The 25,488-nt window shown below is 42.3% G+C and carries 19 protein-coding genes; 12 read left to right on the top strand and 7 right to left on the bottom strand.

Features of this window, described 5'->3' with window-relative positions; genetic code table 11:
- Positions 1 to 28 precede the first annotated feature (28 nt).
- From AC6CHI_RS05225 to def, 7 genes are all read left to right on the top strand, one after another.
- The gene (locus AC6CHI_RS05225; protein WP_498119868.1) at positions 29 to 3,013 is read left to right on the top strand and encodes a heavy metal translocating P-type ATPase; all 2,985 of its coding nucleotides are present in this window, start codon (positions 29 to 31) and stop codon (positions 3,011 to 3,013) included.
- Between the two features lie 443 nt (positions 3,014 to 3,456).
- Positions 3,457 to 4,140, top strand: coding sequence for a GntR family transcriptional regulator (locus tag AC6CHI_RS05220; protein WP_498119867.1), 684 nt, complete (start codon positions 3,457 to 3,459; stop codon positions 4,138 to 4,140).
- Between the two features lie 23 nt (positions 4,141 to 4,163).
- Positions 4,164 to 5,048: a methylisocitrate lyase gene (gene prpB, locus AC6CHI_RS05215; RefSeq protein WP_458891292.1), complete on the top strand. Its 885-nt coding sequence runs from the start codon at positions 4,164 to 4,166 to the stop codon at positions 5,046 to 5,048.
- 101 nt (positions 5,049 to 5,149) lie between these two features.
- On the top strand, positions 5,150 to 6,301 hold the full coding sequence (gene prpC / locus AC6CHI_RS05210) for a bifunctional 2-methylcitrate synthase/citrate synthase (protein ID WP_458891293.1): 1,152 nt from the start codon (positions 5,150 to 5,152) through the stop codon (positions 6,299 to 6,301).
- Entirely contained in the window at positions 6,301 to 8,925 is a 2,625-nt protein-coding gene (gene acnD, locus AC6CHI_RS05205) for a Fe/S-dependent 2-methylisocitrate dehydratase AcnD (protein WP_498119865.1), read from the top strand. The genes prpC and acnD overlap by 1 nt, the downstream gene beginning before the upstream one ends.
- Positions 8,926 to 9,027: 102 nt before the next feature.
- Complete coding sequence (locus AC6CHI_RS05200; protein WP_498119863.1) at positions 9,028 to 10,323, top strand: hypothetical protein; 1,296 nt, start codon at positions 9,028 to 9,030, stop codon at positions 10,321 to 10,323.
- A 991-nt stretch (positions 10,324 to 11,314) separates the two neighbouring features.
- Positions 11,315 to 11,800: a peptide deformylase gene (gene def / locus AC6CHI_RS05195; RefSeq protein ID WP_498119862.1), complete on the top strand. Its 486-nt coding sequence runs from the start codon at positions 11,315 to 11,317 to the stop codon at positions 11,798 to 11,800.
- A 16-nt stretch (positions 11,801 to 11,816) separates the two neighbouring features.
- Here the strand turns inward: def and AC6CHI_RS05190 are convergent, their stop codons facing one another.
- Positions 11,817 to 12,599, bottom strand: coding sequence for an AraC family transcriptional regulator (locus tag AC6CHI_RS05190; protein WP_498120059.1), 783 nt, complete (start codon positions 12,597 to 12,599; stop codon positions 11,817 to 11,819).
- 102 nt (positions 12,600 to 12,701) lie between these two features.
- On the opposite strand from AC6CHI_RS05190, the gene AC6CHI_RS05185 reads away from it, so the two are divergent.
- Positions 12,702 to 13,922 (top strand): MFS transporter, encoded by a 1,221-nt coding sequence (locus AC6CHI_RS05185; RefSeq protein WP_498119861.1) that lies wholly within the window; start codon positions 12,702 to 12,704, stop codon positions 13,920 to 13,922.
- Positions 13,923 to 14,139: 217 nt separating this feature from the next.
- A complete protein-coding gene (locus AC6CHI_RS05180) occupies positions 14,140 to 14,592 on the top strand; it encodes a hypothetical protein (RefSeq protein WP_498119860.1) in 453 nt (150 codons plus the stop codon).
- A 1-nt stretch (position 14,593) separates the two neighbouring features.
- On the opposite strand, the gene AC6CHI_RS05175 is transcribed toward AC6CHI_RS05180, so the two are convergent.
- The gene (locus AC6CHI_RS05175; RefSeq protein WP_498119859.1) at positions 14,594 to 14,797 is read right to left on the bottom strand and encodes an amino acid transport protein; all 204 of its coding nucleotides are present in this window, start codon (positions 14,795 to 14,797) and stop codon (positions 14,594 to 14,596) included.
- Here AC6CHI_RS05175 and AC6CHI_RS05170 point away from each other — a divergent pair.
- Complete coding sequence (locus tag AC6CHI_RS05170) at positions 14,796 to 14,951, top strand: hypothetical protein (protein ID WP_498119858.1); 156 nt, start codon at positions 14,796 to 14,798, stop codon at positions 14,949 to 14,951. The two genes, AC6CHI_RS05175 and AC6CHI_RS05170, sit on opposite strands and share 2 nt — an antisense overlap.
- On the top strand, positions 14,952 to 15,260 hold the full coding sequence (locus AC6CHI_RS05165; protein ID WP_498120057.1) for an endonuclease domain-containing protein: 309 nt from the start codon (positions 14,952 to 14,954) through the stop codon (positions 15,258 to 15,260).
- Positions 15,261 to 15,372: 112 nt separating this feature from the next.
- Here AC6CHI_RS05165 and AC6CHI_RS05160 read toward each other — a convergent pair whose 3' ends face one another.
- From AC6CHI_RS05160 to metH, 3 genes are all read right to left on the bottom strand, one after another.
- The gene (locus AC6CHI_RS05160; protein ID WP_498119857.1) at positions 15,373 to 16,257 is read right to left on the bottom strand and encodes a hypothetical protein; all 885 of its coding nucleotides are present in this window, start codon (positions 16,255 to 16,257) and stop codon (positions 15,373 to 15,375) included.
- A complete protein-coding gene (locus AC6CHI_RS05155) occupies positions 16,250 to 17,533 on the bottom strand; it encodes an AAA family ATPase (protein WP_498119855.1) in 1,284 nt (427 codons plus the stop codon). The genes AC6CHI_RS05160 and AC6CHI_RS05155 overlap by 8 nt, the downstream gene beginning before the upstream one ends.
- Before the next feature lie 112 nt (positions 17,534 to 17,645).
- The gene (gene metH, locus AC6CHI_RS05150) at positions 17,646 to 21,332 is read right to left on the bottom strand and encodes a methionine synthase (protein ID WP_498119854.1); all 3,687 of its coding nucleotides are present in this window, start codon (positions 21,330 to 21,332) and stop codon (positions 17,646 to 17,648) included.
- Positions 21,333 to 21,772: 440 nt separating this feature from the next.
- Here metH and AC6CHI_RS05145 point away from each other — a divergent pair, with 440 nt between their 5' ends.
- Positions 21,773 to 23,395 carry an inorganic phosphate transporter gene (locus AC6CHI_RS05145; protein WP_498119853.1) on the top strand — a complete coding sequence of 541 codons (1,623 nt, stop codon included), beginning with the start codon at positions 21,773 to 21,775 and terminating at the stop codon, positions 23,393 to 23,395.
- Between the two features lie 372 nt (positions 23,396 to 23,767).
- Here the strand turns inward: AC6CHI_RS05145 and pgaD are convergent, their stop codons facing one another.
- The gene (gene pgaD, locus AC6CHI_RS05140) at positions 23,768 to 24,193 is read right to left on the bottom strand and encodes a poly-beta-1,6-N-acetyl-D-glucosamine biosynthesis protein PgaD (RefSeq protein ID WP_498119852.1); all 426 of its coding nucleotides are present in this window, start codon (positions 24,191 to 24,193) and stop codon (positions 23,768 to 23,770) included.
- A 27-nt stretch (positions 24,194 to 24,220) separates the two neighbouring features.
- A complete protein-coding gene (gene pgaC / locus AC6CHI_RS05135; RefSeq protein WP_498119851.1) occupies positions 24,221 to 25,483 on the bottom strand; it encodes a poly-beta-1,6-N-acetyl-D-glucosamine synthase in 1,263 nt (420 codons plus the stop codon).
- Between the last annotated feature and the right edge of the window lie 5 nt (positions 25,484 to 25,488).

The raw sequence follows: 25,488 nt of genomic DNA, 5'->3' as shown, positions 1-25,488 counted from the left end.
CACAATCTAGAAATAAATGGTGAACCCCATGAGCGAGCAAAATAAAACCTCTTGTTGTTCCAAAGAAAAAGAATCGCCAATCCTAATCGAGATTGATCCCGTTTGTGGAATGAAAGTTGCGGCAGATTCTCCATATGTCTATGAGCATCAGTCCGTACGTTATTTGTTTTGTAGCTCAGCTTGTTTAACGAAATTTTCTGCCAATCCTGCGGCGTATGTATCCTCAGAAAAAGCACCAAAGACGTGTTGCAGCAAAACGAAAGCAGAAGTAACGGAAGCCTCTGCTGAAGCTAAGGTTGAAGCTGCACCCGTTGCATCCAAAAGCTGTGGTTGTACATCAAAGCAGCAAGCGAAGGAGCAGTCACAAGTCTTAGCGCAATATATTGACCCTGTGTGTGGCATGACTGTGACGGACTTAAGCAAACCGCATACGGAATGGCAGAGACAGAACTACTATTTTTGCAGTGAAAAATGTCAGCAAAAATTTATTGCCAATCCAGAGGCTTATGTAAAATCTAAAGATACAGCAGCAATGTTGACATCCACTTCGGGCTGTTGTGGTTCTAAGCAAAAACAGCCTGAAAAAACCACCTCATGTTGCGATAGCACATCGAAAAGCCCTGTAACACAGGCAGAGGAAACTCAGTCGAGCTGTTGCGCAGCAAAGCCCAAAGTTGAAGCTGCCAAAAGTAGCTGTTGTGCTGGAGGGAAACATCAACATGAGCATCCTGCGCCATCGGGGGCAGCTGAGTTTATCGACCCAGTCTGCGGTATGTCTGTGGATCCGAATACAGAATTAAAAACCGATTACCAGCAGCAGACCTATTATTTCTGTAACCCTTCTTGCTTAGACAAGTTTAAGGCTGATCCTGAGTTTTATTTAATTCCGCCAGATCAGCGTCCTGTACCTGAGGGTGCCGCAGATATGGATTATACCTGCCCGATGGATCCTGAAATTGTGCAAAAAGGTCCGGGAACTTGCCCAATTTGCGGTATGGCATTGGAGCCAATGCAACCCACTTTAAATGATGCACCAAACCCAGAGTTGGTGGATTTTAGTCATCGTTTTTGGGTCACTTTACCGCTGACCTTAATCGTGTTTGTAATGGCGATGGGTTCACATCTTCATAGTTTCATTTCACCGCATATTCAGCCGTGGATTGAGCTAGTCCTCGCGACTCCTGTAGTGTTGTGGGCGGGTAAACCGTTTATTGAGCGCTGTTGGAGCTCTTATAAAACCGGCAATCTAAATATGTGGAGCCTGATTGGGGTAGGCGTGTTAGCCGCTTATATTTACAGTGTCGTGGCGACCCTGTTCCCAAGCCTGATTCCCGTGGAAGCCAAAACCGGACATGGGGTTGCTGTGTACTTTGAAGCGGCCTGTATGATTGTTTCCTTAAGTTTGCTCGGTCAAATCATGGAGCTGAAAGCTCGTGCCAAAACTGCCGACTCACTAAAAGCCTTGCTCAAACTGCAAGTTCACACCGCCAAATTGGTACAAGCCGATCAAGTGGTTGAAGTGGAAATTAGCATGGTCAAGCAGGGCGATATTTTACAGATTGCCTCGGGTGAACAGATTCCACTGGATGGGGTGGTGGTTGAAGGTAAAACCTATGTCGATGAAGCCATGATGACCGGTGAACCTGTGCCAGTGAAAAAGCAAGTTCACGACAGCGTGATTGGCGGCACCGTGAACCAGCAAGGCAGTATTCGCATACAAACCACTGCGGTGGGAGCCAATACCACCTTAGCCAAAATGATTCAGACTGTGGCAGAAGCCCAGCGTTCTAAAGCCCCGTTACAACGTCTAGCCGATATCTTCGCCAAGTATTTTGTGATTGTGGTGTTGTTGATCAGTGCATTGACCTTTGTGGCATGGATGATCTTTGGTGGCGCGCAGTTTGACTTGGCACTGATGTGTGCGGTGGCCGTGCTGATTATTGCCTGCCCGTGCGCACTTGGTTTAGCCACCCCGATGTCGGTGATGGCCACCACAGGTCGTGCGGCACAAAAAGGCGTGTTGTTTAAAGATGCCGAAGCCATTGAAGCCCTGAGCAAGGTGAATACCTTAATTGTCGACAAAACCGGAACCTTGACCGAAGGCAAGCCGAGTCTCAAAGAAATCCAGTTGCTGAGTCCTAAAGTGGAACAGGCGCAAGTGGAACAGTGGATTGCTTCAATTGAGCAGTATTCAAGTCATCCGATTGCGCAAACCCTGACGCAAATTGTACCTGCGCAGCAATTGCTGAAAGTGGCAGACTTTGAGGATGTGACAGGCTTTGGGGTCAAAGGGCAGATTGGCGAACAAACGTTATATATCGGGAGTCAAAAGTTACTGGAACAACTCGGCATTCGCTTAGATGCAGATCTGCAAAGCCAGTTAGATCAGCAACGTGCCATAGGGAATGTCATCAGTTTCTTGAGTAATTCCCAAGAAGTACTGGCATATATTGCGATTCACGATGCGATTAAAGCCAATGCACAGCAGGTGATTCAGCAACTCATGGCCGATGGCATTGAAGTGGTTATGGCAACAGGTGATCATGAGCAGAATGCAAAGCTGGTGGCAAAAGAGCTGGGGATTCAACATGTACATGGCAATTGTACCCCAACCGAAAAATTGGAGCTGGTGAAAAAGTATCAGGCACAAGGCAAAGTTGTGGCCATGGCAGGGGATGGCATTAACGATGCGCCTGCACTGGCGCAAGCCAATGTCGGGATTGCCATGGGGAACGGCACTGATATTGCCAAACAAACCGCGCAAGTGACCTTGGTGAAAGGCGATATTCGTGGTGCCGCCGATGCCTTACATATGGCGAAGCTGGGGGTACGCAATATGAAACAGAATCTGGCCTTTTCGTTTGTCTATAACGGTTTAGGCGTGCCAGTAGCCGCAGGGATTTTTTATCCGCTCACAGGGTTATTATTAACTCCAATGTTTGCTGCCGTGGCAATGTCACTCAGTTCGCTTTCGGTGGTGTTGAATGCGCTACGTTTACAAAAGGCAAAATAAGTTTGCATGTTGACTACATGCTTATAAATCGTAACAAAAGCCTCAAGCATTCTCTTGAGGCTTTTTACTGTTTACGGCATAACAATGAGAGCGTCGCTCCATCTATAAAGTGTCGACAATAAAACTCAAGGGTCACTCGGCATCAGATTGTGATTTTGCTACCGCAGCAGCGAATCGAGGGCTAGTACACTAATAGTAAAAAAATGTGGTTACGCTAAAAAAATAAACACAGATATAAGATTTAAAACATTGAATTAAAATGAATTATATGGATTTTCTTATGCACAACTTTCAGGATAGATACCAGATATGATGCTACAGAAGGATTGTCAAGTCATCTCTAGATATGGTTTCAAGTCTAAGACCAAAGTTGTTGACAATCTTATTGCATTTTAATTTATTTGTGCTTATTTTAGCTAATAATTAAACTGATTGTTGACAATATGCGAACCGATGAGCTGTCTACACAGACCAAACAAGCCTCGAATGCGACGCTAACCGACCAAATTTTCAGAAAGATTCAAACTGCAATTGTCAGTGGTGAAATTGCAGCTGGCAGTAAGATTTCTGAACCTGAATTGGCGCGGGTTTATGGCATTAGTCGCGGTCCTTTACGTGAAGCGATTCACCGCCTTGAAGGACAAAAATTGGTGGAGCGGACTGCCCATGTGGGTGCCCGTGTGGTGTCTTTGTCAGATCAACAGTTATTTGAGTTATATCAAATCCGTGAAAATCTAGAAGGTCTGGCATGCCGTTTGGCAGCGCAAAGCATCGACAAACAACAGATTCTAAACTTGCGTGAAGTGCTGCATAAACATGCACAAGACCCAGATTTTAAAGAAGGGAAAGGCTATTACTTACAAGAGGGTCAGGACGATTTTCATTATTGCATCATTAAAAACTGCGGCAATAAAACCCTAGAAAAGATGCTATGTGATGAGTTGTATCACTTGATTCGGATGTATCGAATTCAGTATTCCAAAACACCAAATCGTCCACACAGAGCCTTGTCAGAACATATTCGTATTTTAGACGCGATTGCCGAAGGTGATGCGGAATTGGCTGAGCTGCTTATGCGACGCCACATTGCTGCGTCATACCAGAATATTCAACAACATTTTTCTTAATCATGAGGAAAGAGGGAGAACCTATGTCAACCTTATCAGCAGGACAAAAATTCCGTGATGCAGTCGCAAGCGAGCATCCATTACAAGTGGTCGGCACCATCAATGCCAATCACGCTTTATTGGCTAAACGTGCAGGCTATAAAGCAATTTATTTATCTGGCGGGGGGGTGGCAGCGGGTTCTTTAGGTTTACCCGATTTGGGCATTAGCAACCTTGATGATGTGTTGACCGATGTTCGCCGTATTACCGATGTTTGTGATTTACCATTATTGGTCGATGCCGATACAGGCTTTGGTGCTTCGGCATTTAACATTGCGCGTACCACCAAGTCTTTAATCAAGTTTGGCGCAGCCGCGATGCATATTGAAGACCAAGTTGGTGCCAAGCGTTGTGGTCACCGTCCAAATAAAGCCATTGTTTCACAACAAGAAATGGTGGATCGTATTAAAGCCGCTGTAGATGCACGTGGTGACGACAAGTTTGTGATTATGGCGCGTACCGATGCATTGGCAGTAGAAGGTTTACAGGCAGCAATTGACCGCGCAGGTGCTTATATTGAAGCCGGTGCAGACATGCTGTTCCCAGAAGCCATTACTGAATTGGCAATGTATAAACAATTCGCAGAAGCGACGCATGTGCCTATTTTGGCCAACATTACCGAATTTGGTTCGACGCCACTCTTTACCACGGACGAATTGGCTTCTGCGGATGTCAGCATTGCCTTGTATCCACTTTCTGCCTTCCGTGCCATGAACAAAGCCGCAGAAAATGTGTATACCACCTTACGTAAAGAAGGTACGCAAAAGAACGTGGTCGATACCATGCAAACCCGTCAAGAATTGTATGACCGCATCAACTACCATGCGTTTGAACAATACCTTGATGCATCTTTTGTAAAAAATAAATAACAACACTATTGACTAGACCATTCATCGTGTCAGCACAGGAAATACAGTTGTCACGATGAATAAAAATAATTTGATCCACCCAATGGAAGAAGGAAGATCTCATGAATGCTACAACAACAGGATTTAAGCCAAAAAAATCAGTCGCGCTTAGCGGTCAAGTTGCAGGGAATACGGCACTTTGTACCGTAGGCCGTAGTGGTAATGACTTGCACTACCGTGGTTACGACATTTTAGACCTTGCGGGTCAAAGCGAATTTGAAGAAGTGGCTTACCTTTTGGTACACGGCAAATTACCGAATAAAGCCGAACTGAAAGCGTATAAAAACAAACTGAAAGGGTTACGTGGTTTACCCGCTTCACTCAAAGCAGCATTAGAGCAGCTACCGCCGTATGCACACCCAATGGACGTGATGCGTACAGGCGTATCGGTGTTGGGCTGTTTAACTCCAGAACATGAAGACCATAACTATGCGGGTGCACGTGACATCGCAGACAAGCTGATGGCTTCTTTCGGTTCAATGTTGCTGTACTGGTATCACTTTAGCCACAACGGCAAACGTATTGAAGTAGAAACTGATGATGACTCAATCGGTGCACACTTCTTGCATTTGTTACATGGTGAAAAGCCATGTGAACAATGGATTCAAGCGATGCACACCTCATTAATTTTGTATGCAGAGCATGAGTTCAACGCATCGACTTTTACTTCACGTGTAATTGCAGGTACTGGTTCAGACATGTACTCCACCATTGCCGGTGCAATTGGTGCATTACGTGGTCCTAAACACGGTGGCGCCAACGAAGTCGCATTCGTGATTCAACAGCGTTATGACAATGCCGATGAAGCCGAAGCGGACATTCGTAAGCGTGTAGAAAACAAAGAAGTGGTGATTGGTTTTGGTCATCCTGTTTACACCATTGCAGACCCACGTAACGAAGTGATTAAGCAAGTGGCGCTTGAATTGGCGGATGCGCAAGAAAACAAAAAAATGTACTTAATCGCAGAGCGTTTAGAAGCTGTGATGAAAGAAGTGAAAAACATGTTCCCGAACCTCGACTGGTTCAGTGCAGTCAGCTACCACTTAATGGGTGTTCCAACTGCAATGTTCACCCCGCTATTCGTGATTGCGCGTACCGCAGGTTGGTCAGCACACGTGATTGAACAGCGCCAAGACGGCAAAATCATTCGTCCAAGCGCGAACTATACGGGCCCTGAAAATCTCGAATTTAAACCATTAGCAGAGCGTGATTAATGAATACCCAGTATCGTAAGAATTTACCAGGCACATCATTAGACTACTATGATGTTCGCCAAGCGGTTGAAGATATTCAACCCGGTGCTTATGCGACGCTGCCATACACCTCTAAAGTGTTGGCCGAACAGTTGGTCCGTCGCGCAGATGCAGAAAACTTGACTGCATACTTAAAACAATTGATTGAACGTCGTCAGGATCTGGATTTCCCTTGGTATCCTGCGCGTGTAGTGTGTCATGACATCTTGGGTCAAACCGCGTTGGTTGACCTTGCGGGCTTGCGTGATGCGATTGCAGACAAAGGCGGTGATCCTTCTAAAGTTAACCCTGTGGTGCCAACCCAGTTGATCGTGGATCACTCATTAGCGGTGGAATACGGTGGTTTTGATCCAGACGCGTTTGAAAAAAACCGTGCGGTGGAAGATCGTCGTAATGAAGACCGTTTCCACTTTATTGAGTGGACCAAAACTGCATTTAAAAATGTCGATGTGATTCCTGCGGGTAACGGCATTATGCACCAAATCAACTTGGAGAAAATGTCTCCAGTGATTCAGGCGCGTGATGGCGTAGCCTTCCCAGATACCTGTGTGGGGACAGACTCACACACGCCACATACCGATGCACTCGGTGTGATTTCTGTGGGCGTGGGTGGCTTAGAAGCGGAAAACGTGATGTTGGGTCGTGCATCGTGGATGCGTCTGCCAGACATCATTGGGGTTGAGCTGGTCGGTCAGCGTCAAGCGGGCATTACCGCAACCGATATCGTATTGGCATTGACTGAGTTCTTGCGTAAAGAACGTGTAGTAGGTGCATATCTCGAATTCTTCGGTGAAGGTGCAGACAGCATGTCAGTCGGGGATCGTGCCACGATTTCCAACATGACCCCAGAATATGGTGCAACGGCTGCGATGTTCTACATCGACCAAAACACCATTGACTATTTACGCCTGACAGGTCGTGAAGATGCACAAGTGGCATTGGTTGAACAATACGCGAAACAAATTGGTCTGTGGTCATCGGACATGACTCAAGCAGAGTATCCGCGTGTTCTTCGTTTCGATCTTTCTACGGTGACGCGTAACATCGCAGGTCCATCAAACCCACATGCACGTGTCTCGACTGCTGACCTGAAAGAAAAAGGTATTGCGGGTGTGGTTGAAAACCGTACTGATGGTTTAATGCCTGATGGCGCGATCATCATCGCGGCAATTACCTCGTGTACCAACACTTCTAACCCACGTAACACCGTAGCGGCTGGTTTGTTGGCGCGTAAAGCCAATGAGCTGGGTTTAGTGCGTAAGCCTTGGGTAAAATCTTCATTTGCACCGGGTTCTAAAGCGGCTGCATTGTATCTTGAAGAAGCGGGTGTGCTGAAAGACCTAGAGCAACTCGGTTTTGGTATCGTGGCCTATGCTTGCACCACTTGTAACGGCATGTCAGGTGCGCTCGATCCGAAGATTCAGCAAGAAATTATTGACCGTGACTTGTACGCAACTGCGGTGCTTTCGGGTAACCGTAACTTCGATGGTCGTATCCATCCTTATGCAAAACAAGCGTTCTTGGCATCTCCACCGCTGGTTGTCGCGTATGCCATTGCGGGGACGATTCGTTTTGACATCGAAAAAGATGCACTCGGTACAGACAAAGACGGGAATCCGATTTACCTGAAAGACATCTGGCCTTCAGATGCTGAAATTGATGCCCTAGTAAAAGAAGCGGTGAAGCCTGAACAATTCCGTAAAGTTTACATTCCTATGTTTGACTTGGGCGTAACCGTAGAGGCCGAAAGCCCGCTTTACGACTGGCGTCCACAAAGTACCTATATTCGCCGTCCGCCGTACTGGGAAGGGGCGTTGGCTGCACCACGTACGTTGGCGAACATGCGTCCGTTGGCAATTTTAGGGGACAACATCACCACAGACCATTTGTCGCCTTCCAATGCAATTTTGATGGACTCTGCGGCTGGTGAATACCTGCACAAAATGGGTGTACCAGAAGAAGACTTCAACTCATATGCGACGCATCGTGGCGACCATTTGACTGCACAACGTGCAACATTTGCTAACCCGAAACTCTATAACGAAATGGTGGTTCGTGCAGACGGCACCATTAAGCAAGGGTCAAAAGCACGTGTAGAGCCAGAAGGTGAAGTCATGCGCATGTGGGAAGCGATTGAAACTTACATGAACCGTAAGCAACCGCTGATCATCATCGCAGGTGCAGACTATGGTCAAGGTTCAAGCCGTGACTGGGCTGCCAAAGGCGTGCGTCTTGCAGGTGTTGAAGCGATTGTTGCGGAAGGTTTTGAGCGTATTCACCGCACGAACTTGGTGGGTATGGGCGTGTTGCCGCTTGAGTTTAAAGCTGGGACTGACCGTAAAACCTTAAAGTTGGATGGCACTGAGCTATACAGCGTGATTGGTAACATTGCGCCACGTTCGACTTTAACTTTAGTGATTGAGCGCGCCACGGCTGATGGTAAGAATGAAATTGTGGAAGTGCCTGTGACTTGCCGCCTAGATACAGAAGAAGAAGTATCTGTATATGAAGCGGGTGGTGTATTACAGCGTTTTGCTCAGGACTTTCTGGAAAGCCAAGAAGAGAAAGAGCAATTAAGAGCTTAATTCAAAGTATTTGAAATTGCTTAAAAAAAGCCCTACTTTAGAGTGGGGTTTTTTTATTAAAAATAAAAAACAAATTATTTTCATAAATTTTTGAGGTGATTGATGAAGCAAGAAATAATTGTTTCGATACCAGATGGGCAAGCTGAAATAATTCCATTGATGCAAAGAGCTTTAATATCTGTTCGTGAAGAATTAAGAGATGATCCTTATATAATTGAGGCTATTAAAGTATTGCAAGTAGGTGGATATAGGAGCTCGATTGGTTCATTTTGGAATGCTGTTGTAGATGATCTACGAAATAAAATTATGTTCCGTAGTTTAAAGCTCTTTAATCAATCTATTGAAATAGGTAGAAAAATTGAAACTTATGAAGATTTTCAAAATTATGTAAATGATGATCAATTGATAGATGGTGCTTATAAAATAGGAGTCATTGGTTGGGAAGCAAGTAAAATACTAAAACATGCTAAGGAAACTAGGCATATTTTTTCTGGTCATCCTAAAAGCAGTGATCCATCAATAATTAAAGTTTTGGCTATGATGGATGACTGTATTAAATATGTTCTTAATGCTGAATACCCTGCACAAATTATTGATGTAAATGACTACATTTCTAATTTGGCTGAATCATCATTTGATCGGAATATTGTTGCTATAGAGAGTGCTTTAGGTGATTTACCAGAAATTTATAAAAAGGAATTAGCTAATAGACTTTATTCTGCATATATCCATCCTCAATCTAATAGTGTATTGCGCTCAAATGTAGAATTTGTAGCTCCTATTTTGTGGCAAGTGTTGCCTAAGGATATCAAAATACAAGTAGCAAGACGTATTGATCAGGAAATTCAGAAAGGTAATGCTGAAATTACTACTTCTGCATTTAATTTTATTGAATTGGTAAAAACTCAAAACTACTTGTCAATTGTTGCTCGTAGATATCAGATTGATCCATTAGTTAAAAACTTAACAGAATCATTTGATGATTTTCCTAGAGAGAATGATGCTGTTAAAGCATTAGTTCCTTATGCTAGTTTAATACCTGAAGATTTATTACCTGAATATGTACTTTCGCTTACTAAAACTTATGTAGGAAGAATGGGTTCAAGTGCACGTTGGAATCGAACAGATTTTTATGCTGACGGTGCAGCAAGCTATATTCCTGATATGTTTAAACTATTTGATGATCATGCGGCGAATTATTTTGTAGAAGGAATAAAATCAAATGATTTATTAAAAAGAAGAATAGAAGCGCCCGCGAAACTACGCAGGCTCAGAGCACTAGGTAATATTGTGCTGGAAAAAATCTCTAATTCGTTTCCTGAGCAGCGCTTTATTGAGTTACTCTGTGATGAAAATAAAGAAGAAGATTTTTTTATATTGTTAAGAAAAAATAAATAAATATAGTACAAAAGGTCAGGTTGGTTAGACTACATTTTTTTTCTAAAATTCTAAAAAATAGCAATTATTAATATAATTATTTAAATTATATTAATGAAAAAGCCAAATGCTCTGTTGGGCTTTTTCATATTTGGTTGCTAGATATGACTCCTGTCTTATCTCACACTCCTGATGCTTGAACCTATTATTGTTGTTTCATCTTCTAAAATATTCTGTGTGTCTTCTTATGAAAAATATGTAGGTCAACAGTCCGTAAAATCTTTAAAACTTTATAGACCAAACATCCAAATGCCATCCTTAACCTTTTCGACACCACTACTTGTCAGAAAGGTCGATAAACAATCAAAACTATCACGCTATAGTATATGCACCATTTCTAAAATCTTTGGAGAACAAATAGTTACTGCTATAAGAAACCTGAAACTGGCTGCTATTTTTGCATTCTCTGCTAACAACACATTTATTTAGAAATTGATACAAACCGTTATCCATTGTTTTGAATAAAAGCCCTGTCACCTTCGATAGGGCTTTTCGTTAAGCGGCATTCATTAAGTATCATAATCATGCATAAATCTTTAAAGTTAGGCGTAGATTTAGTTTGGCGACTCAATTTTACTTTTCACTTTTTTTCTATAACAAAGATCGACAGACTTGAGTCAATATGTAATCACTTCATAGCACATCCTTTTCCCAATAAAGTTGACTGAACGGTACATTTTACTCCTTTAGTTCAGACCGTATAGAAAGCCAAGAACAGAAAGATCAATTTTATTTAAAGTATTTGAAATTATTTAAAAAAAATTCCAAGTTTTGCCTGAGATTTCTTAACTTTTCTAAATTGGAATAATTCCTGAGGATTGGCTATATTAGAGTTGATAGCGGGTGTATCCATAAGTATGAATGAGCCGCTACCTTGCCTCTAGGAGAGAGATGATAGCAGCCTGAATAAATAAGGATACGATGAGTTAATTGAGACTAAAAAGGTTAAGTGATGAGCGTAATTTTACCTGTGGCAGAACGTGGTGAAGGCATTTTAAAACTGAAAGCTGCGCCAGTTGCTGACACAGAATTTAATAGTGATTGGCTCATGCAATTGGCTTCTGCTATGCATGCCACCATGCTAGAACGTAATGGAGTCGGGATTGCCGCACCACAATTGTATATCTCTAAACAGATCATTATTGTTGCTTCACGACCTAATCCGCGTTATCCCGACGCACCCGAAATGCAGCCCGTTGTAATGGTCAATCCGCAGATTTTGGAGTTTTCTGAAAGCACTTGTATGGGTGAAGAAGGCTGCCTAAGTGTGCCAAATGAACGTGCACAGGTTGAGCGGGCACAAGCTATCCGAGTGCTTTATCACACATTAGAAGGTGATGTTATGGAAACCTCATTTGAGGGATTTCCAGCGCGGATTGTGCAACATGAAGTCGATCATCTGAATGGAATTTTATTTGTAGACCGCTTGTCGGTTTAACTTAAGGCTCACCGCGCTATTCGTCTTTATATTTAAATTGCTGCGGGGTTTGTCCCAAATGCTTTTTAAACATGGCACTAAAAGCACTCGGGTTCGTATAGCCAAGGGACTCCGATATGTGAGCAATGGACTCACCACTGGCAATTTTACTCAGGGCTTGGGCAATGTGCATTTGTTGTAACCATGCACGATAAGACAGCCCTGTTTCTTTCTGAAACATGCGCATGAGGGTTCTGGCACTGGTGCCAATTTCATCGGCCCAAGTCGTTAAGTCTTTATGCTGTTGCGGTGCATTTAAAAGTGTTTGGCAAATGTTCATCAGGCGTTTGTCCTGTGGCCATGGTATCTGAATCGGTAGTGAATTGGCTTTTTGAATTTCATCAAAGATTAGAATTTGTAAGGCGCGAGAAAGTTCATCGGAACTGAGTAATTCGGATGCTGGAATGTGTTCAATCGCATTTAAACGAATCAGTAGTTCATGCAATAACTTGCTGACTCGAATAATAAAACACTGCTGACCCAAAACCGATGCTGCTTGAGCTTTGACCAGTGCAGTATTCATTTTGACCCGACTTAAAGAAATCACACTATGTTCCACATAGGCGGGAATCCACAGTGCACACATGGGCGGAATCAGCCAGACATGATTCGGAGTAAAAACCTGAATAATCCCAGTCGAGGCATATAGAAACTGGGCGCGTGAATGATGATGGGCAGGGGTGATTTCTCGGTAAGTATGTTCGGAAGAAAGTCCAATCACCAGTTCGGACATTTCGGTTTCAATCAACGAATCTGACATTTTCATGAAATTTGTCACTTAGACAGGGATTATTGGAAGATATCGCTCTGAATGACATTTTACAATATTTGTTGAAAGATCAATGATTGGAGTTTTTCGGCTATGACCTCTTCAATACAGGCCAAGGAAAGCATGGATGACGCTGTGGCAAGTCTTCAGCCACAAGGGATGATTGTGAAAATTGTCGGTGCAGTGGCGCTGGCACATTTACTGAATGACTTGATTCAAGCTGTTCTGCCTGCGATTTATCCGATGCTGAAAACCAATTTTTCACTCAGTTTTGCCCAAGTGGGACTCATCTCATTGGTGTATCAAATTACGGGATCCTTGCTACAACCGTGGATTGGTCTATATACCGATAAACATCCCAAACCGTATTTGTTGCCACTGGGGATGCTGGTGACCTTGAGCGGTATTTTATTGCTGGCATTTTCACCAAGTTTTACCATCTTACTGATCGGGTCTGCCTTAATTGGAGTGGGTTCATCCACCTTTCACCCTGAAGCTTCACGCGTGGCACGGATGGCATCGGGCGGGCGCTTTGGGACGGCACAATCGACCTTTCAGGTCGGGGGCAATACCGGTACTGCAATAGGACCTTTATTAGCTGCACTGATTATTGTGCCGTTTGGGCAACATGCGGTGGCCTTGTTAATTGTGTTTGCACTGCTTGCCATCTGGGTATTGTTTGGCGTGAGCCGCTGGAGTATTGGTCACAGTAAAAAACAATTGGCGGCTAAAGCACAGCAGGTACCAAGCAAATTGCATGGTCGTCAGTTGGTGATTGCCTTATCCACCATCTGTGTGTTGATGTTTGCCAAATTTACTTATATCGCTAGTATCAGTAATTATTTTACCTTTTACCTCATGCATAAATTCCAGATCAGTCTGCAATCGGCTCAGTTACATCTGTTTGCCTTCTTGGCTGCGGTGGCTTTAGGCACCTTTGCAGGCGGCCCAATTGGCGACAAAATTGGACGTAAAGCGGTCATTTGGGTGTCCTTTGTTGGCATGGCACCGTTTGCATTAATGATGCCCTTTGCCAATCTGTTCTGGACTACGGTGCTGTCAGTCCTGACTGGTTTAGTGTTGTCTTCTGCCTTTGCTGCCATGGTGGTGTATGCGCAAGAAGCTGTACCCGGGCGTGTCGGCATGATTGCAGGATTGATGTTTGGCTTAATGTTTGGGGTGAGTGGGATTGCCGCAGCAGGTTTGGGCTATTTGGCCGACTTAAAAGGCATTGAATGGGTGTTTGGCGTGTGTTCATTATTGCCCTTACTCGGTTTTGCCACGGCATTTTTACCGAAGACCCAAGCAAACTAAACCGATTACAGCAGAACCTTAGGCTTAGACGCGCTATCTTAAAAGAATAAGATGGTGCGTTTTTCTTTTAGCTGCGTTGTAATGATGTAAGGCATCGAACTTTTTACATCCGTTTTTTGTTTTTCGCTATGAGAGAAAAATAAAGCGGATGCAGCAATGATGTAAGAGATCTGATGCCGAGGCTGTGGATGCACTTTAGTTTTGGAGGATGACAGCCATGACGAATCCCGATGCTGTAATTCAATTTTCCTTAGGTTTAGAACAGCTCAGTTTCGACATAGACGGGCAGCACTTTCAGGTGGATAAAGGTTTAGGCTTTATTCAGTCGAACAGTATGCGTCATGGTGTGCTGGATGAATTGGCCATCGAGCTCATGATCTATGTGATTGAAGAAATATTAGAATCCGTTCCCATCCAATACGGACAGCCTAAAAGATCCATCAGTACTGATTCTTTGCTTCAAGAGGTACTAACTTTATTTTTCCCGAATCAGCACAGCATAGACCGCGTAGAACTTGAAAGTGGTTTTAATGCGTTTATTGAGCGTCGTGAATATTATGTGTGTAAAGTGGCGGAACAGGGTGTATTCAGTCTGGTTTACTTCGTGTTTTTACGTGAGATGATGCATCACTGGAATGTCGTGGACATCAAATTTGAATCTTTTGAATAGCTTAAAAACGCAAAAAATAGGGGATGATCGACAGTAAAATTCCAATGCCACTCAGCAGGAAATTGCTCTCAATAAAATAAGGGAAAACCATTAAAACTAGACCGGCTACAAAGGGCACAGTCATTTTTTGCTTTTTGCCATAGAGAAAATAGCCTAAACCAATGGAGCTAAAGATCACACCGAGGAAAAGTTGGGTAGTGTTCATGATGATGTTTCGTGCATTGTTATTTTCTGCTAGATATTATGCCAAGATTCTTAAAAGAAGATATAAAAACGAAGAGCGTGTGATGCAACCTTATAACAAAAACTTAAAACTTCCATCGCGTGATTTGCGGAGCAATATGACTGATGCAGAATAACTGCTTTGGCAAAGATTACGCTGTAAGCAAATTTTAGGATTACCGTTTTATCGGCAAAAGCCCATCCTAAACTTTATTGTGGATTTTTATTGTTCCGCAGCGAACCTTGTCATTGAGTGTGATGGAGCACAACATTACACCGAAGATGGTCGTTTGGCTGATCAAATTCGAGATCAGGCTTTAAGTGGGTTAGGGCTTGTGGTGCTGAGGTTTAGTAATCGGCAGATTTTGACTGAAACTGATGCTGTGGTGGAACAAATTTATTGGGTTGCTAAACAGAGATTGGAATCCCCCTCTTGCGAAACGTAGTTTCTCACCTTTTAGAAAGGGGGACTTTACGCGAATATATTAAAAAATATTAGATTCACTGTACTCCATTTTTTTAATGGAGGGAAAGGGGGGGGAGTAGAGTTGTATACGATTAAACTGAATTAATTTGTTTGGCAATCGTATAATAATAATCATCTTGATTTTTCTGGAGTGAGTTAAAGTAATTACTCATGGCATTTCTCTGAAAAATCTCTTTGGAAATATTTTTTATATCCGTTAGTTCTTTTAATATTTTAACTGTAAGATGATAGGCTATACTTTCAAAAACTTTTCCGTAACAGTCTTGATAAAAGTTGAATGATCTATTTATCTTAGTATATTTGAATGGGCGACAAACATTTGTGCTTTTCGCAATAGATTTAACTTTATTTATAAGAAATTTCATATCAATTTCACCATTTTTGATAAGTGCTTCGCCTGATACATCGGTTAAAAATTTAAAACCATGAGATCGAAAAATTATTTCTAATCTCAAAATTTTAGAACCTATCTTTTCTAGATTTTTAAAACTATTTTCAATATTGCTGGTAGCATTCATAGGTATATCATCAAAAATGTAATTGTTAATTATTCTGATAATATTTTCTTGAGTAAAAACATCATTCTCCCAGCTATAACCTTTTGTGTAAATTATATTTGGGTGGGTAATATATTTCTCAAAATAATGGTCTAAATCCTTATCTTTAAAAATGAGAGTGTTTTTAATCTGTCCATTAACGATACGTTGAGTAATTTCATCTCCACTTGTTTTAGAGCCTATAGCTTTAAAATGAATTTTTCTATGACAACCATGTATTTTTAGTACTGCTTTCCAAAAATCAATATCTATTGAAGTTGGGCTAAATTTACCATCTTCGATCTGAATAATGGTATAGCTTTTTTTCCCACCTTCTGTATATGCTGTTAGGTCGGCATTTTGAAAAGCATTTTGATTGGACTGACCGTATGTAGATCGATTGAAAGGAGTATTATTCACTTGATAACACCTCTGCATTGGTGATTATTTTCTCCATATTGATGATATTTTCACCAAAACAACTAACGATATCTGGTGAGTGAGTTGCAAAAATTATTTGTGCATTAGGATTTAGTTCCTTTAAATGCTGTACTAGATGCTCTTGCCAATTAATATGTAGTGATAATTCGGGTTCATCAGCGAAGTAGATAAATCTTTTATTTTGCTGTAAAAATGCTTCACCTAAGATAATTAATAATTGCTTTTCACCAGAAGAAAGCTGGCTTAATGAAAGTGGCTTCTGGGATTGTGTAATAATTTCTAATTCATTGCGTGCATTGATATAAAATTTTTTTCTTTGCATCATGGAGTTTAGAATATTTAGGAACTTATCTTTAGGCTCCTCTATTTTAGATTTTTGTATTAAATGGTCATTCCACTTTTCTACAATAAAATCAATTCTTTCAGTACTAAAAAGAACTGAGAAATCATTTAATTCTATGGGTTGATGATTCTCTGAATTTTTTAATTTCTGTTGAGCTTTATCTAAAGCTGAAAAGTGATTACTAATTTTTGATTTTAAATCTGAAGAATCAAGATTGAATTGTTTGTAAATATTTTCTAGGGCTTCTTTTTCTTTTTTTGAATCTAATTTTAAAAAAGAATCAATAACACTATGTTTGTTTTCTCTTTTAAATAATAAAGATAAGAATACTTGTTTCTGAAATTGATCTATTTGTTCAGTAATTTTTTGATTGTAAAATGAAAAAAGTCTTACTAATTCATTGGATAATTCATTTAATTTTAAATCAATACTTGAATCATATTTTTCTCTGATTTCACGATAGTCAGTTTTAGTTCGATGTACAGATAACCAACTAATATTGAATAAGTTAGATAGTTGACTTCTATGTTTGAAAATATTTTTTCGTCTAAAATCATTTCTAAAATGATTGGAATATCGGTGAAACTCATTCAACTCATCATTTAGAATGGATTGATAATTATCTTTAGAATTTTCTTTAAAGAAAAATGAAATTTGTTCATTGTTTTTTGTAATTTTAAGTGATGCAATTCGGTTTGTTTTTTCCGCTCTTAAAGAAATAATAATTTCATTAAATTCGGATAACATTAAGTTTTCAAAATCAGCTTCTAAACAAGATACAATTAAATTTACTAAGGTTGTTTTACCTGAACCATTTATTCCTATTAAAAAATTACTATGAGAGTTAAATTGTAATTCAATGTTTCTTGTTCCCCAAAAACCTTTAATCTGGGCACTTTTTAAATGGTACATTATTTCACCAGTTTGATGTTTGTTTTTAAGTTCCTGAATTTTATTATTATTAAGTAAAAGGTGCAATATTTTGATTTCTGCACCTATATAATAGGTGCAGAAATTTAATTAATTACGCAATCGAATCATCTAAATTTGGTGCTAACCAACGCTTCGCCACATCCAGTGACCAACCCTTACGCTTCGCATAATCCTCAAGCTGATCTTGAGAAATCTTGCCCACGTTAAAGTATTCGCTTTCAGGGTGAGAGTAATAGAAACCACTCACAGAAGAAGGTGGCATCATCGCGAAGTGTTCAGTCAACTTAGTCCCAATCTTCGCTTCAGAACCTAACCAGTCAAACAATGCCGCTTTTTCAGAATGTTCTGGGCAAGCAGGATAGCCTGGCGCAGGACGAATACCGACATACTTCTCTTTAATCAGTTCTTCATTACTCAGCGTTTCATCCGCTTTATAACCCCAGAACTCTTTACGAATACGCTCGTGTAAGTGTTCGGCAAAAGCTTCGGCAAAACGATCCGCTAAAGACTGAACCAAGATCGCTGAATAGTCATCACCTTTGGCTTTGTATTCATTCGCCAACTCTTCCGCACCGAAAATTGACACGGTAAAGCCGCCCAAATAATCTTGCTGAGTTGTCGTAGGTTTAATATAGTCCGCCAAAGACAAGTTTGGTTTGCCTGTCACTTTGTCCGACTGCTGACGTAAATGCTCGAAGGTATGCGTAACAGTCTGACCAGCTTCATCAAACACGCTAACCGTATCCGCACCTGTACGTTGTGCAGGGTATAAGCCAAACACCGCACGTGCATCAAAACGGTTGTTGTCGATAATGTCTTTCAACATCGCTTGCGCTTGATTGTATAAATCCGTTGCTGCTTCACCGACCACCTCATCTTCTAGAATTTTCGGGAATTTACCCGCCAAGCTCCAAGAGATAAAGAATGGTGTCCAGTCGAAATATTCAACCAGCGTTGCTAAAGGATAGTTAGTGATCACTTGTGTACCCAAAGCATTTGGCTTTGGTGGTACATAGTTGTCATCAATCTTAAAGCCATTCTCAACCGATTCTGTATAGCTGAGTTTCGCTGCTTTTGGCTGTTTGTTGGCTAAACGCTCACGAATTTTGGCATATTCAGCACGATGCTCGGCAATAAAGTTGCCACGCATTTCTTTCGAAAGCAGCGTGGTTGCCACACCGACTGCACGTGAAGCATCGGCCACATAAATCACCGCATCATTGGAATATTGCGGGTCAATTTTTACTGCAGTATGTGCTTTAGAGGTGGTTGCACCCCCAATTAGCAATGGAATGTTGAAGCCTTTACGTTGCATTTCTTTGGCTACAAACACCATTTCATCTAAAGATGGGGTAATTAAACCTGACAACCCGATGATGTCACATTTTTCATCAATCGCAGTTTGTAAAATTTTCTCGCACGGTACCATTACGCCAAGGTCAACAATGTCGTAACCATTACAGCCAAGGACGACGCCCACGATGTTTTTACCAATATCGTGTACGTCACCTTTTACGGTTGCCATCAACACTTTACCTTTAGACTGGCTACCGGTTTTTTCCGCTTCGATATACGGGTTAAGCCAAGCCACAGCCTGTTTCATCACACGCGCAGATTTCACCACTTGCGGTAGGAACATTTTGCCCGAACCGAACAAGTCACCCACCACGTTCATACCATCCATCAGTGCGCCTTCAATCACATCCAGTGGACGTTTAGCTTTTAAGCGTGCTTCTTCAGTATCTTGGTCAATATAAGTGGTGATGCCTTTAACGAGGGCATATTCCAGACGCTTTTCAACCGATTCATTCCGCCATTCCAGATTTTCCGCTTCTTTTGCTGCACCGCCTTGACCACGGTATTTTTCAGCGACTTCAAGCAGTTTCTCTGTCGCAAGTTGACCAGATTCACCTTGGTTCTGGTTTAAAACAACATCTTCAACCGCGTCTTTCAGCTCTTGTGGAATGTCATCATAAATCGCCATTTGACCAGCGTTCACAATCCCCATGGTCATGCCTTGTTTAATGGCATGGTAGAGGAATACCGAGTGAATCGCTTCACGTACAGGTTCATTGCCACGGAATGAGAACGAAACGTTCGATACACCGCCTGAAATCATGGCATGTGGCAAGTTTTGTTTAATCCAGCCTGTGGCTTCAATAAAGTCCACAGCATAGTTATTGTGTTCTTCAATCCCTGTTGCCACCGCAAACACGTTCGGGTCAAAAATAATGTCTTCAGCAGGGAAGCCAACTTCATTCACCAGAATGTCATAAGAACGTTTACAGATTTCACGCTTACGTGCAGCGGTATCCGCCTGACCGACTTCATCAAAGGCCATGACAATAATCGCAGCACCGTACTGACGGCATAAACGTGCCTTTTCGACAAACTCGTCATAACCTTCTTTTAAGGAAATCGAGTTCACCACAGGTTTACCTTGTACGCATTTCAAACCCGCTTCAATGATTTCCCATTTTGATGAGTCAATCATGATTGGCACACGGGAAATATCAGGCTCAGATGCCACCAGATTCAGGAAGTGCACCATCGCATTTTGCGAATCGAGCATGCCTTCATCCATATTGATGTCGATGATCTGTGCACCGGCTTCAACCTGTTGCTGTGCAACTTCTAAGGCTTCAGCAAAGTTTTCTTCACGGATTAAGCGCAGGAACTTTTTCGATCCGGTAACGTTGGTACGTTCGCCCACGTTAACGAAGAGTGAGTGGTCGTAAATGTTAAACGGCTCTAAACCACTTAAACGGCAGGCAGGTACGGTTTCAGGCACTTGGCGTGGCTTGATGTCTTTCACGGCATTGTAAATGGCACGAATATGATCTGGTGTGGTACCACAGCAACCACCGGTAATGTTAATCAAACCGCTTTCAGCAAACTCTTGGATGAATGCCGCAGTTTGTTCAGGTGTTTCGTCATATTCACCAAAGGCATTTGGCAAGCCTGCGTTGGGATGGGCGGAAACAAAGGTATCCGCCACATCAGCAATGGTTTTCACGTGGGGGCGCATGGCATCGGCACCCAGCGCACAGTTAAAACCAATCGAGAGCAAGTCGGCATGACGTACCGAGTTCCAGAACGCTTCCGCAGTTTGACCGGTTAAGGTACGACCTGAAGCATCGGTAATGGTGCCTGAAATCATGATGGGCAGTTCACGACCAAGTTGCTTGAACACTTCTTTCACGGCAAAGATTGCCGCTTTACAGTTCAAGGTATCAAATACCGTTTCAATCAGGATGATGTCTGCACCACCTTCAATCAACGCATGCGTCGCTTCAATGTAGTTTTCTTTCAATTCATCAAAAGTAATGTTACGGAACGCAGGGTCGTTTACATTCGGTGAAATCGAGCAGGTCCGTGAGGTTGGTCCCAATACACCCGCCACAAAACGAGGCTTTTCAGGCGTTGAGTATTTCTCACAAGCCGCTTTGGCCAAACGTGCTGCTTCACGGTTAATTTCAGGAACCAGATCTTCCATGTGGTAGTCAGACATGGAAACTCGTGTGCCGTTAAAGCTGTTGGTTTCAATAATGTCTGCACCGGCATCGAGGTAAGCTTCGTGAATGCCTTGAATAATTTGCGGCAGAGTAAGTACCAAGAGGTCATTGTTGCCTTTCAGATCGTGTGCCCAATCTGCAAAACGCTCACCACGATAATCTTCTTCTTCTAACTTGTGGCGCTGAATCATGGTGCCCATTGCACCATCAATAATCAATATACGCTCGGCGAGAAGTTCTCTAAGGGTGGTAAGCGTGGACATAAATAACCCCAATACACGACAATTCTTGAAATGGCGCATATTTTAGCAGAACTCAGGCTTATTTTGAGTTTAATTCAGCTTTTCGACTGGCGAGTTAGCAGGATTCATGCAAAAAAATGGCTTTATCAGCTGTTTTCATAGAAATGAAATATTACACAGGCAAGATGAATCCGTTTCGAATTCAAGGTGAAAGTACATCGATAGGCGATAAATTTTTTTACAATTCAGAATTTCATTTACTTTTTTGCATGAAATATTTTTTTGTTATAAGTATTTGAAAAAAACTGATTTACAACAAAAAATCATCACCAAGTTAGGGCAGAGTGATTTAAAACAGGTCAATTGTTAAAAATTTGGCTTTATATGGCACCTGTTTGTCATATAATTGTCATAATTTAATTTAACAATAAGGGGATTTTATTATCCTCTTAACCGTCTGCATGAATTCAAAAATTCCTCCCGTCCAAGATCGTATGCATTCTGCATCGAACAAATCGACGAATGTGCATGTTCCAACACCGAAATTTTTTATGCCGGTGTTTTTTACGGTCATTATTGCGACTCTGATTTATATCGGATTTCAGGTCTCTGCTGATTTGTCGCATGTGCCACCGTTAAGTTTGTATTCAGTTATTCTTTTAGCGACGGCATTACTGATTGCTTTAGGCTTTGAGTTTGTGAATGGTTTCCATGACACAGCCAATGCAGTTGCAACTGTTATTTATACCAACGCATTGTCTGCACCTGTTGCGGTCATGTGGGCTGGTTTTTGTAATTTCCTTGGGGTAATGGTTGCCAGCGGAGCAGTTGCTTACGGCATCATCGCTTTGCTGCCAGTCGAACTCATTATGAATGTGAGTTCAGGTGCAGGCTTCGCGATGGTCTTTGCCATGCTGATTGCGGCAATTCTATGGAATTTGGGCACTTGGTTCTTGGGTATTCCAGCATCGAGTTCGCACACTTTAATTGGTTCTATTTTGGGTGTAGGGGTAATGAATTACCTGTTGCATTCAGGTAGTGGCGCCAGCGGTGTCGATATGGACCAAGTCATGAAAGTGGGTAAAGCGCTGTTGTTTTCTCCATTAATCGGTTTTGCATTTGCTGCGATCGTATTTTTGTTGGTGAAGAAAATCTTCAAGCGTCAGCTAGAATTGTTCCAACCACCTGAAGGCAATAAGCCACCACCACCGATGATTCGTGCCATATTGATCTTTACCTGTACCGGTGTGAGTTTTGCACATGGTTCAAACGATGGTCAAAAAGGCATGGGCTTAATCATGTTGATCTTGATTGGTTTGGTGCCATTGGCTTATTCATTGAATAAAAACCTCGATCAAGCGCATATCCAGTCATTTGAGCAATTGTCATCTCAAGCGGCAGTAGCCATTTATCCTGCACACGCAGATATTCCAGATGAGCAAGCGCGTCAAACCATTACCACGTATATTCAAACCAAAGAAATGACGCCAGCTGTAGTACCAGCTTTGGCTAGTTTGACTGATCATTTGGGTGACCGTGTTGCACAATATGGCGACTTGAAAAACATCCCTGAAGATGCGGTATCTTCAATTCGTAATGACATGTATTTAAGCACGACGGCATTCAAACGCTTAGACAAAGCAGATCAGTTACCTGCAATGTCTGAGGCAGACAAAAAAGTTGTGAAAGAATACCGCAGCAATCTCGATGGTTTCTTACAATACATCCCGACATGGGTCAAAGTGGCAGTTGCCTTGGCGCTTGGTCTAGGAACCATGGTCGGCTGGAAGCGTATTGTAGTGACTGTAGGTGAGCGTATTGGTAAACATCACATGACTTATGGTCAAGGCATGTCGGCTGAACTTGTGGCGATGTCTACCATTGCAGCAGCAGATGGCTTTGGTATGCCAGTATCAACCACGCACGTATTAAATAGTGCGGTGGCTGGTACGATGGTGGCCAATAAGTCAGGTTTGAACTTGGCTACAGTGAAGACGATTCTTTCGGCATGGATTTTTACACTTCCTGCCACCATCTGTTTATCTGGTGGTTTATACTGGTTATTCCTCCAGTTCGTTGCTTAAGTTATTTTAAGCAACGAAATAAAAGCGCTGCATCTGTCAGCGCTTTTTTTGTGCCTGTGAAATTATCGAATGCTGGATTGGTTGCAAGAATGCTATGCAAAGTATTGTGGGATCTAGTGTGGTATAGACTTTCGTAGCCTAAATCAGACAATCAGTCCCGTGCAGCTGAGAAGTGTACAATGATTGCAGTACATAGCTGAATAAAGGATCTGGCTAGGAGCCAAGAATGAGATTTGATCTAGAGTATTGAACAGAATGTTGACTGAGCTATTTAAAGGGCTTTATGAGTCTCAAATGGCATATAGATAAAAAACCCCAAGCAGAACTTGAGGTTAATTATTTTTACTTAGATTAGGCTGTTTATTTATTTATTTATTCTAGATCGATAATTTGCCCATGGGCATTGTGATGTACTGTGGTGATTTTATGCTGCCGTGACTGTTCAATTTTCTGGTTATCCAGCGCAAAATAATCGGCATATTGCTGAGTTGCCATAGGCTGCGCATGTGATTCGGTTTTCACACTTGCAGACGGCATAAAGCGATTCCAGAGCAATAAACCCACACTACACAGCAGTAGCTCTAGCCCGCCATATTCAAGACTTAGACTCAGGGCATTCAGGAGATGATGGACTGCGGCACTCTTTTGCAATTGAATCAAAATCCACACCAGTAAAAAGGGACGCCACAGCATTAGCCAAGCCCCCCACATTAAAGCGGTGGTGGTATTCGACACATAGCGTTTATGCCATGGTAAATGCTGGCGTAAATCAATCACTAAATCATGTTGTGATTTCATTTGAAGTTACTCTAAATATGTAAAACGTTATAAACGAATACCACGATCAGGGCTGACCCAACGGGCACGTTTATCTTCGCCACGGAGTAGCACTTTTGGAAAAGCCATAATGGTGGCACTAAGGGTGATCAGCCAGAACACAAACGGATACCAAATCATCCAAAAGTAGTTTTTACCTAAGTTGGGTTCATAACGACTATCCATCCATTTGCTTAAAGCAAACTGAATCAGACAGGTGGCTCCCAGCAAGACACCACTGCCATAAGGCAGGAAAGGGGAGCTAATGCCATTCAGTGCTGTGATTGGGAAAATGAAATGGATGAACCATAAGATGGCGAGGACGAGCATCAAATAGGACCAGACCAAGGTCAGGCATAGCTCTAGCATCAAAGGCCATAAAAAATTCAATTGCGGCTTTAACAATACATCCAGATTTTTAATCAGCACCTGTGCACCGCCCATGGCCCAGCGTAACCGCTGTTTCCAAAGTCCCGATAGCGTTTCAGGCATTAAAATCCACACCAAGGCATTCGGCTCAAATTGAATGTCCCAGCCTGCACGTTGCAGTTTCCAAGTAATATCAATATCCTCGGTGAGCATATTGGGCGACCAGTACCCCACTTGATGCACTGCACTTTTACGAAATGCGGTAATCACGCCAGAAACGGTAAATAGCCGTCCAAAACTACGCTGCGCACGCTTAATCATCCCCACAATGGAAGAAAACTCACCGACTTGAATCCGTCCGAGCAGGGTGGAACGGGTGCGAATGCGGGGATTGCCTGTCACCGCTGCAATATTCGGGTTTTGAATAAAATGTCGCATCATCCATGTGGCCGCATGTGGATCAAGCAGGGCATCGCCATCAATCCCTAACAGAAATTCTGCTTCTGTCACGAGACTGCCCGCTTGTAGTGCCATGGCTTTACCTTGATTTTGCGCCAGATGCACCACACGTAAACGTTCATATTGTTGGGCAAGCCGATTCAGTACTTCAGCAGTATTGTCGGAGCTGCCATCATTAATCGCAATCACCTCAAAATTCGGATAGTCGATTTTTAAGGCATGGCTGATGGTCTCTTCAGCATTATCACCCTCATTAAAACAGGGGATAAGTACAGCAACCAAGGGGTATTGGTTTAAGGTTGCTGGCTGCTGATAGGCGGGTTGCTTGCGTTCTTTGGCATAGAAAATCAGTGCGCCCAACATCCAGAGATAAGACATAAACAGCGGATAATAAAATACAAAGTTGAGTGCATGACGCAAGCCTTGAGTAAAATACGGGTACATGCGTA

It is taken from the genome of Acinetobacter sp. GQ146 (assembly GCF_059758585.1).
The sequence above is the reverse complement of the archived record's forward strand: the minus strand, read 5'-3'. Positions and strand labels throughout refer to the sequence as shown.

Bases quoted from the DNA above. Each gene is read 5' to 3' on its own strand.
- AC6CHI_RS05170 (WP_498119858.1), top strand. From the start codon at position 14,796: ATGATGATGTTTCGTGCATTGTTATTTTCTGCTAGATATTATGCCAAG.
- AC6CHI_RS05175 (WP_498119859.1), bottom strand. From the start codon at position 14,797: ATGAACACTACCCAACTTTTCCTCGGTGTGATCTTTAGCTCCATTGGT.
- pgaD (WP_498119852.1), bottom strand. From the start codon at position 24,193: ATGAAATCACAACATGATTTAGTGATTGATTTACGCCAGCATTTACCA.
- AC6CHI_RS05225 (WP_498119868.1), top strand. From the start codon at position 29: ATGAGCGAGCAAAATAAAACCTCTTGTTGTTCCAAAGAAAAAGAATCG.
- AC6CHI_RS05180 (WP_498119860.1), top strand. From the start codon at position 14,140: ATGACGAATCCCGATGCTGTAATTCAATTTTCCTTAGGTTTAGAACAG.
- AC6CHI_RS05155 (WP_498119855.1), bottom strand. From the start codon at position 17,533: ATGTACCATTTAAAAAGTGCCCAGATTAAAGGTTTTTGGGGAACAAGA.
- metH (WP_498119854.1), bottom strand. From the start codon at position 21,332: ATGTCCACGCTTACCACCCTTAGAGAACTTCTCGCCGAGCGTATATTG.
- def (WP_498119862.1), top strand. From the start codon at position 11,315: ATGAGCGTAATTTTACCTGTGGCAGAACGTGGTGAAGGCATTTTAAAA.
- pgaC (WP_498119851.1), bottom strand. From the start codon at position 25,483: ATGTACCCGTATTTTACTCAAGGCTTGCGTCATGCACTCAACTTTGTA.
- prpB (WP_458891292.1), top strand. From the start codon at position 4,164: ATGTCAACCTTATCAGCAGGACAAAAATTCCGTGATGCAGTCGCAAGC.
- AC6CHI_RS05145 (WP_498119853.1), top strand. From the start codon at position 21,773: ATGAATTCAAAAATTCCTCCCGTCCAAGATCGTATGCATTCTGCATCG.
- prpC (WP_458891293.1), top strand. From the start codon at position 5,150: ATGAATGCTACAACAACAGGATTTAAGCCAAAAAAATCAGTCGCGCTT.
- AC6CHI_RS05185 (WP_498119861.1), top strand. From the start codon at position 12,702: ATGACCTCTTCAATACAGGCCAAGGAAAGCATGGATGACGCTGTGGCA.
- acnD (WP_498119865.1), top strand. From the start codon at position 6,301: ATGAATACCCAGTATCGTAAGAATTTACCAGGCACATCATTAGACTAC.
- AC6CHI_RS05200 (WP_498119863.1), top strand. From the start codon at position 9,028: ATGAAGCAAGAAATAATTGTTTCGATACCAGATGGGCAAGCTGAAATA.
- AC6CHI_RS05220 (WP_498119867.1), top strand. From the start codon at position 3,457: ATGCGAACCGATGAGCTGTCTACACAGACCAAACAAGCCTCGAATGCG.
- AC6CHI_RS05190 (WP_498120059.1), bottom strand. From the start codon at position 12,599: ATGTCAGATTCGTTGATTGAAACCGAAATGTCCGAACTGGTGATTGGA.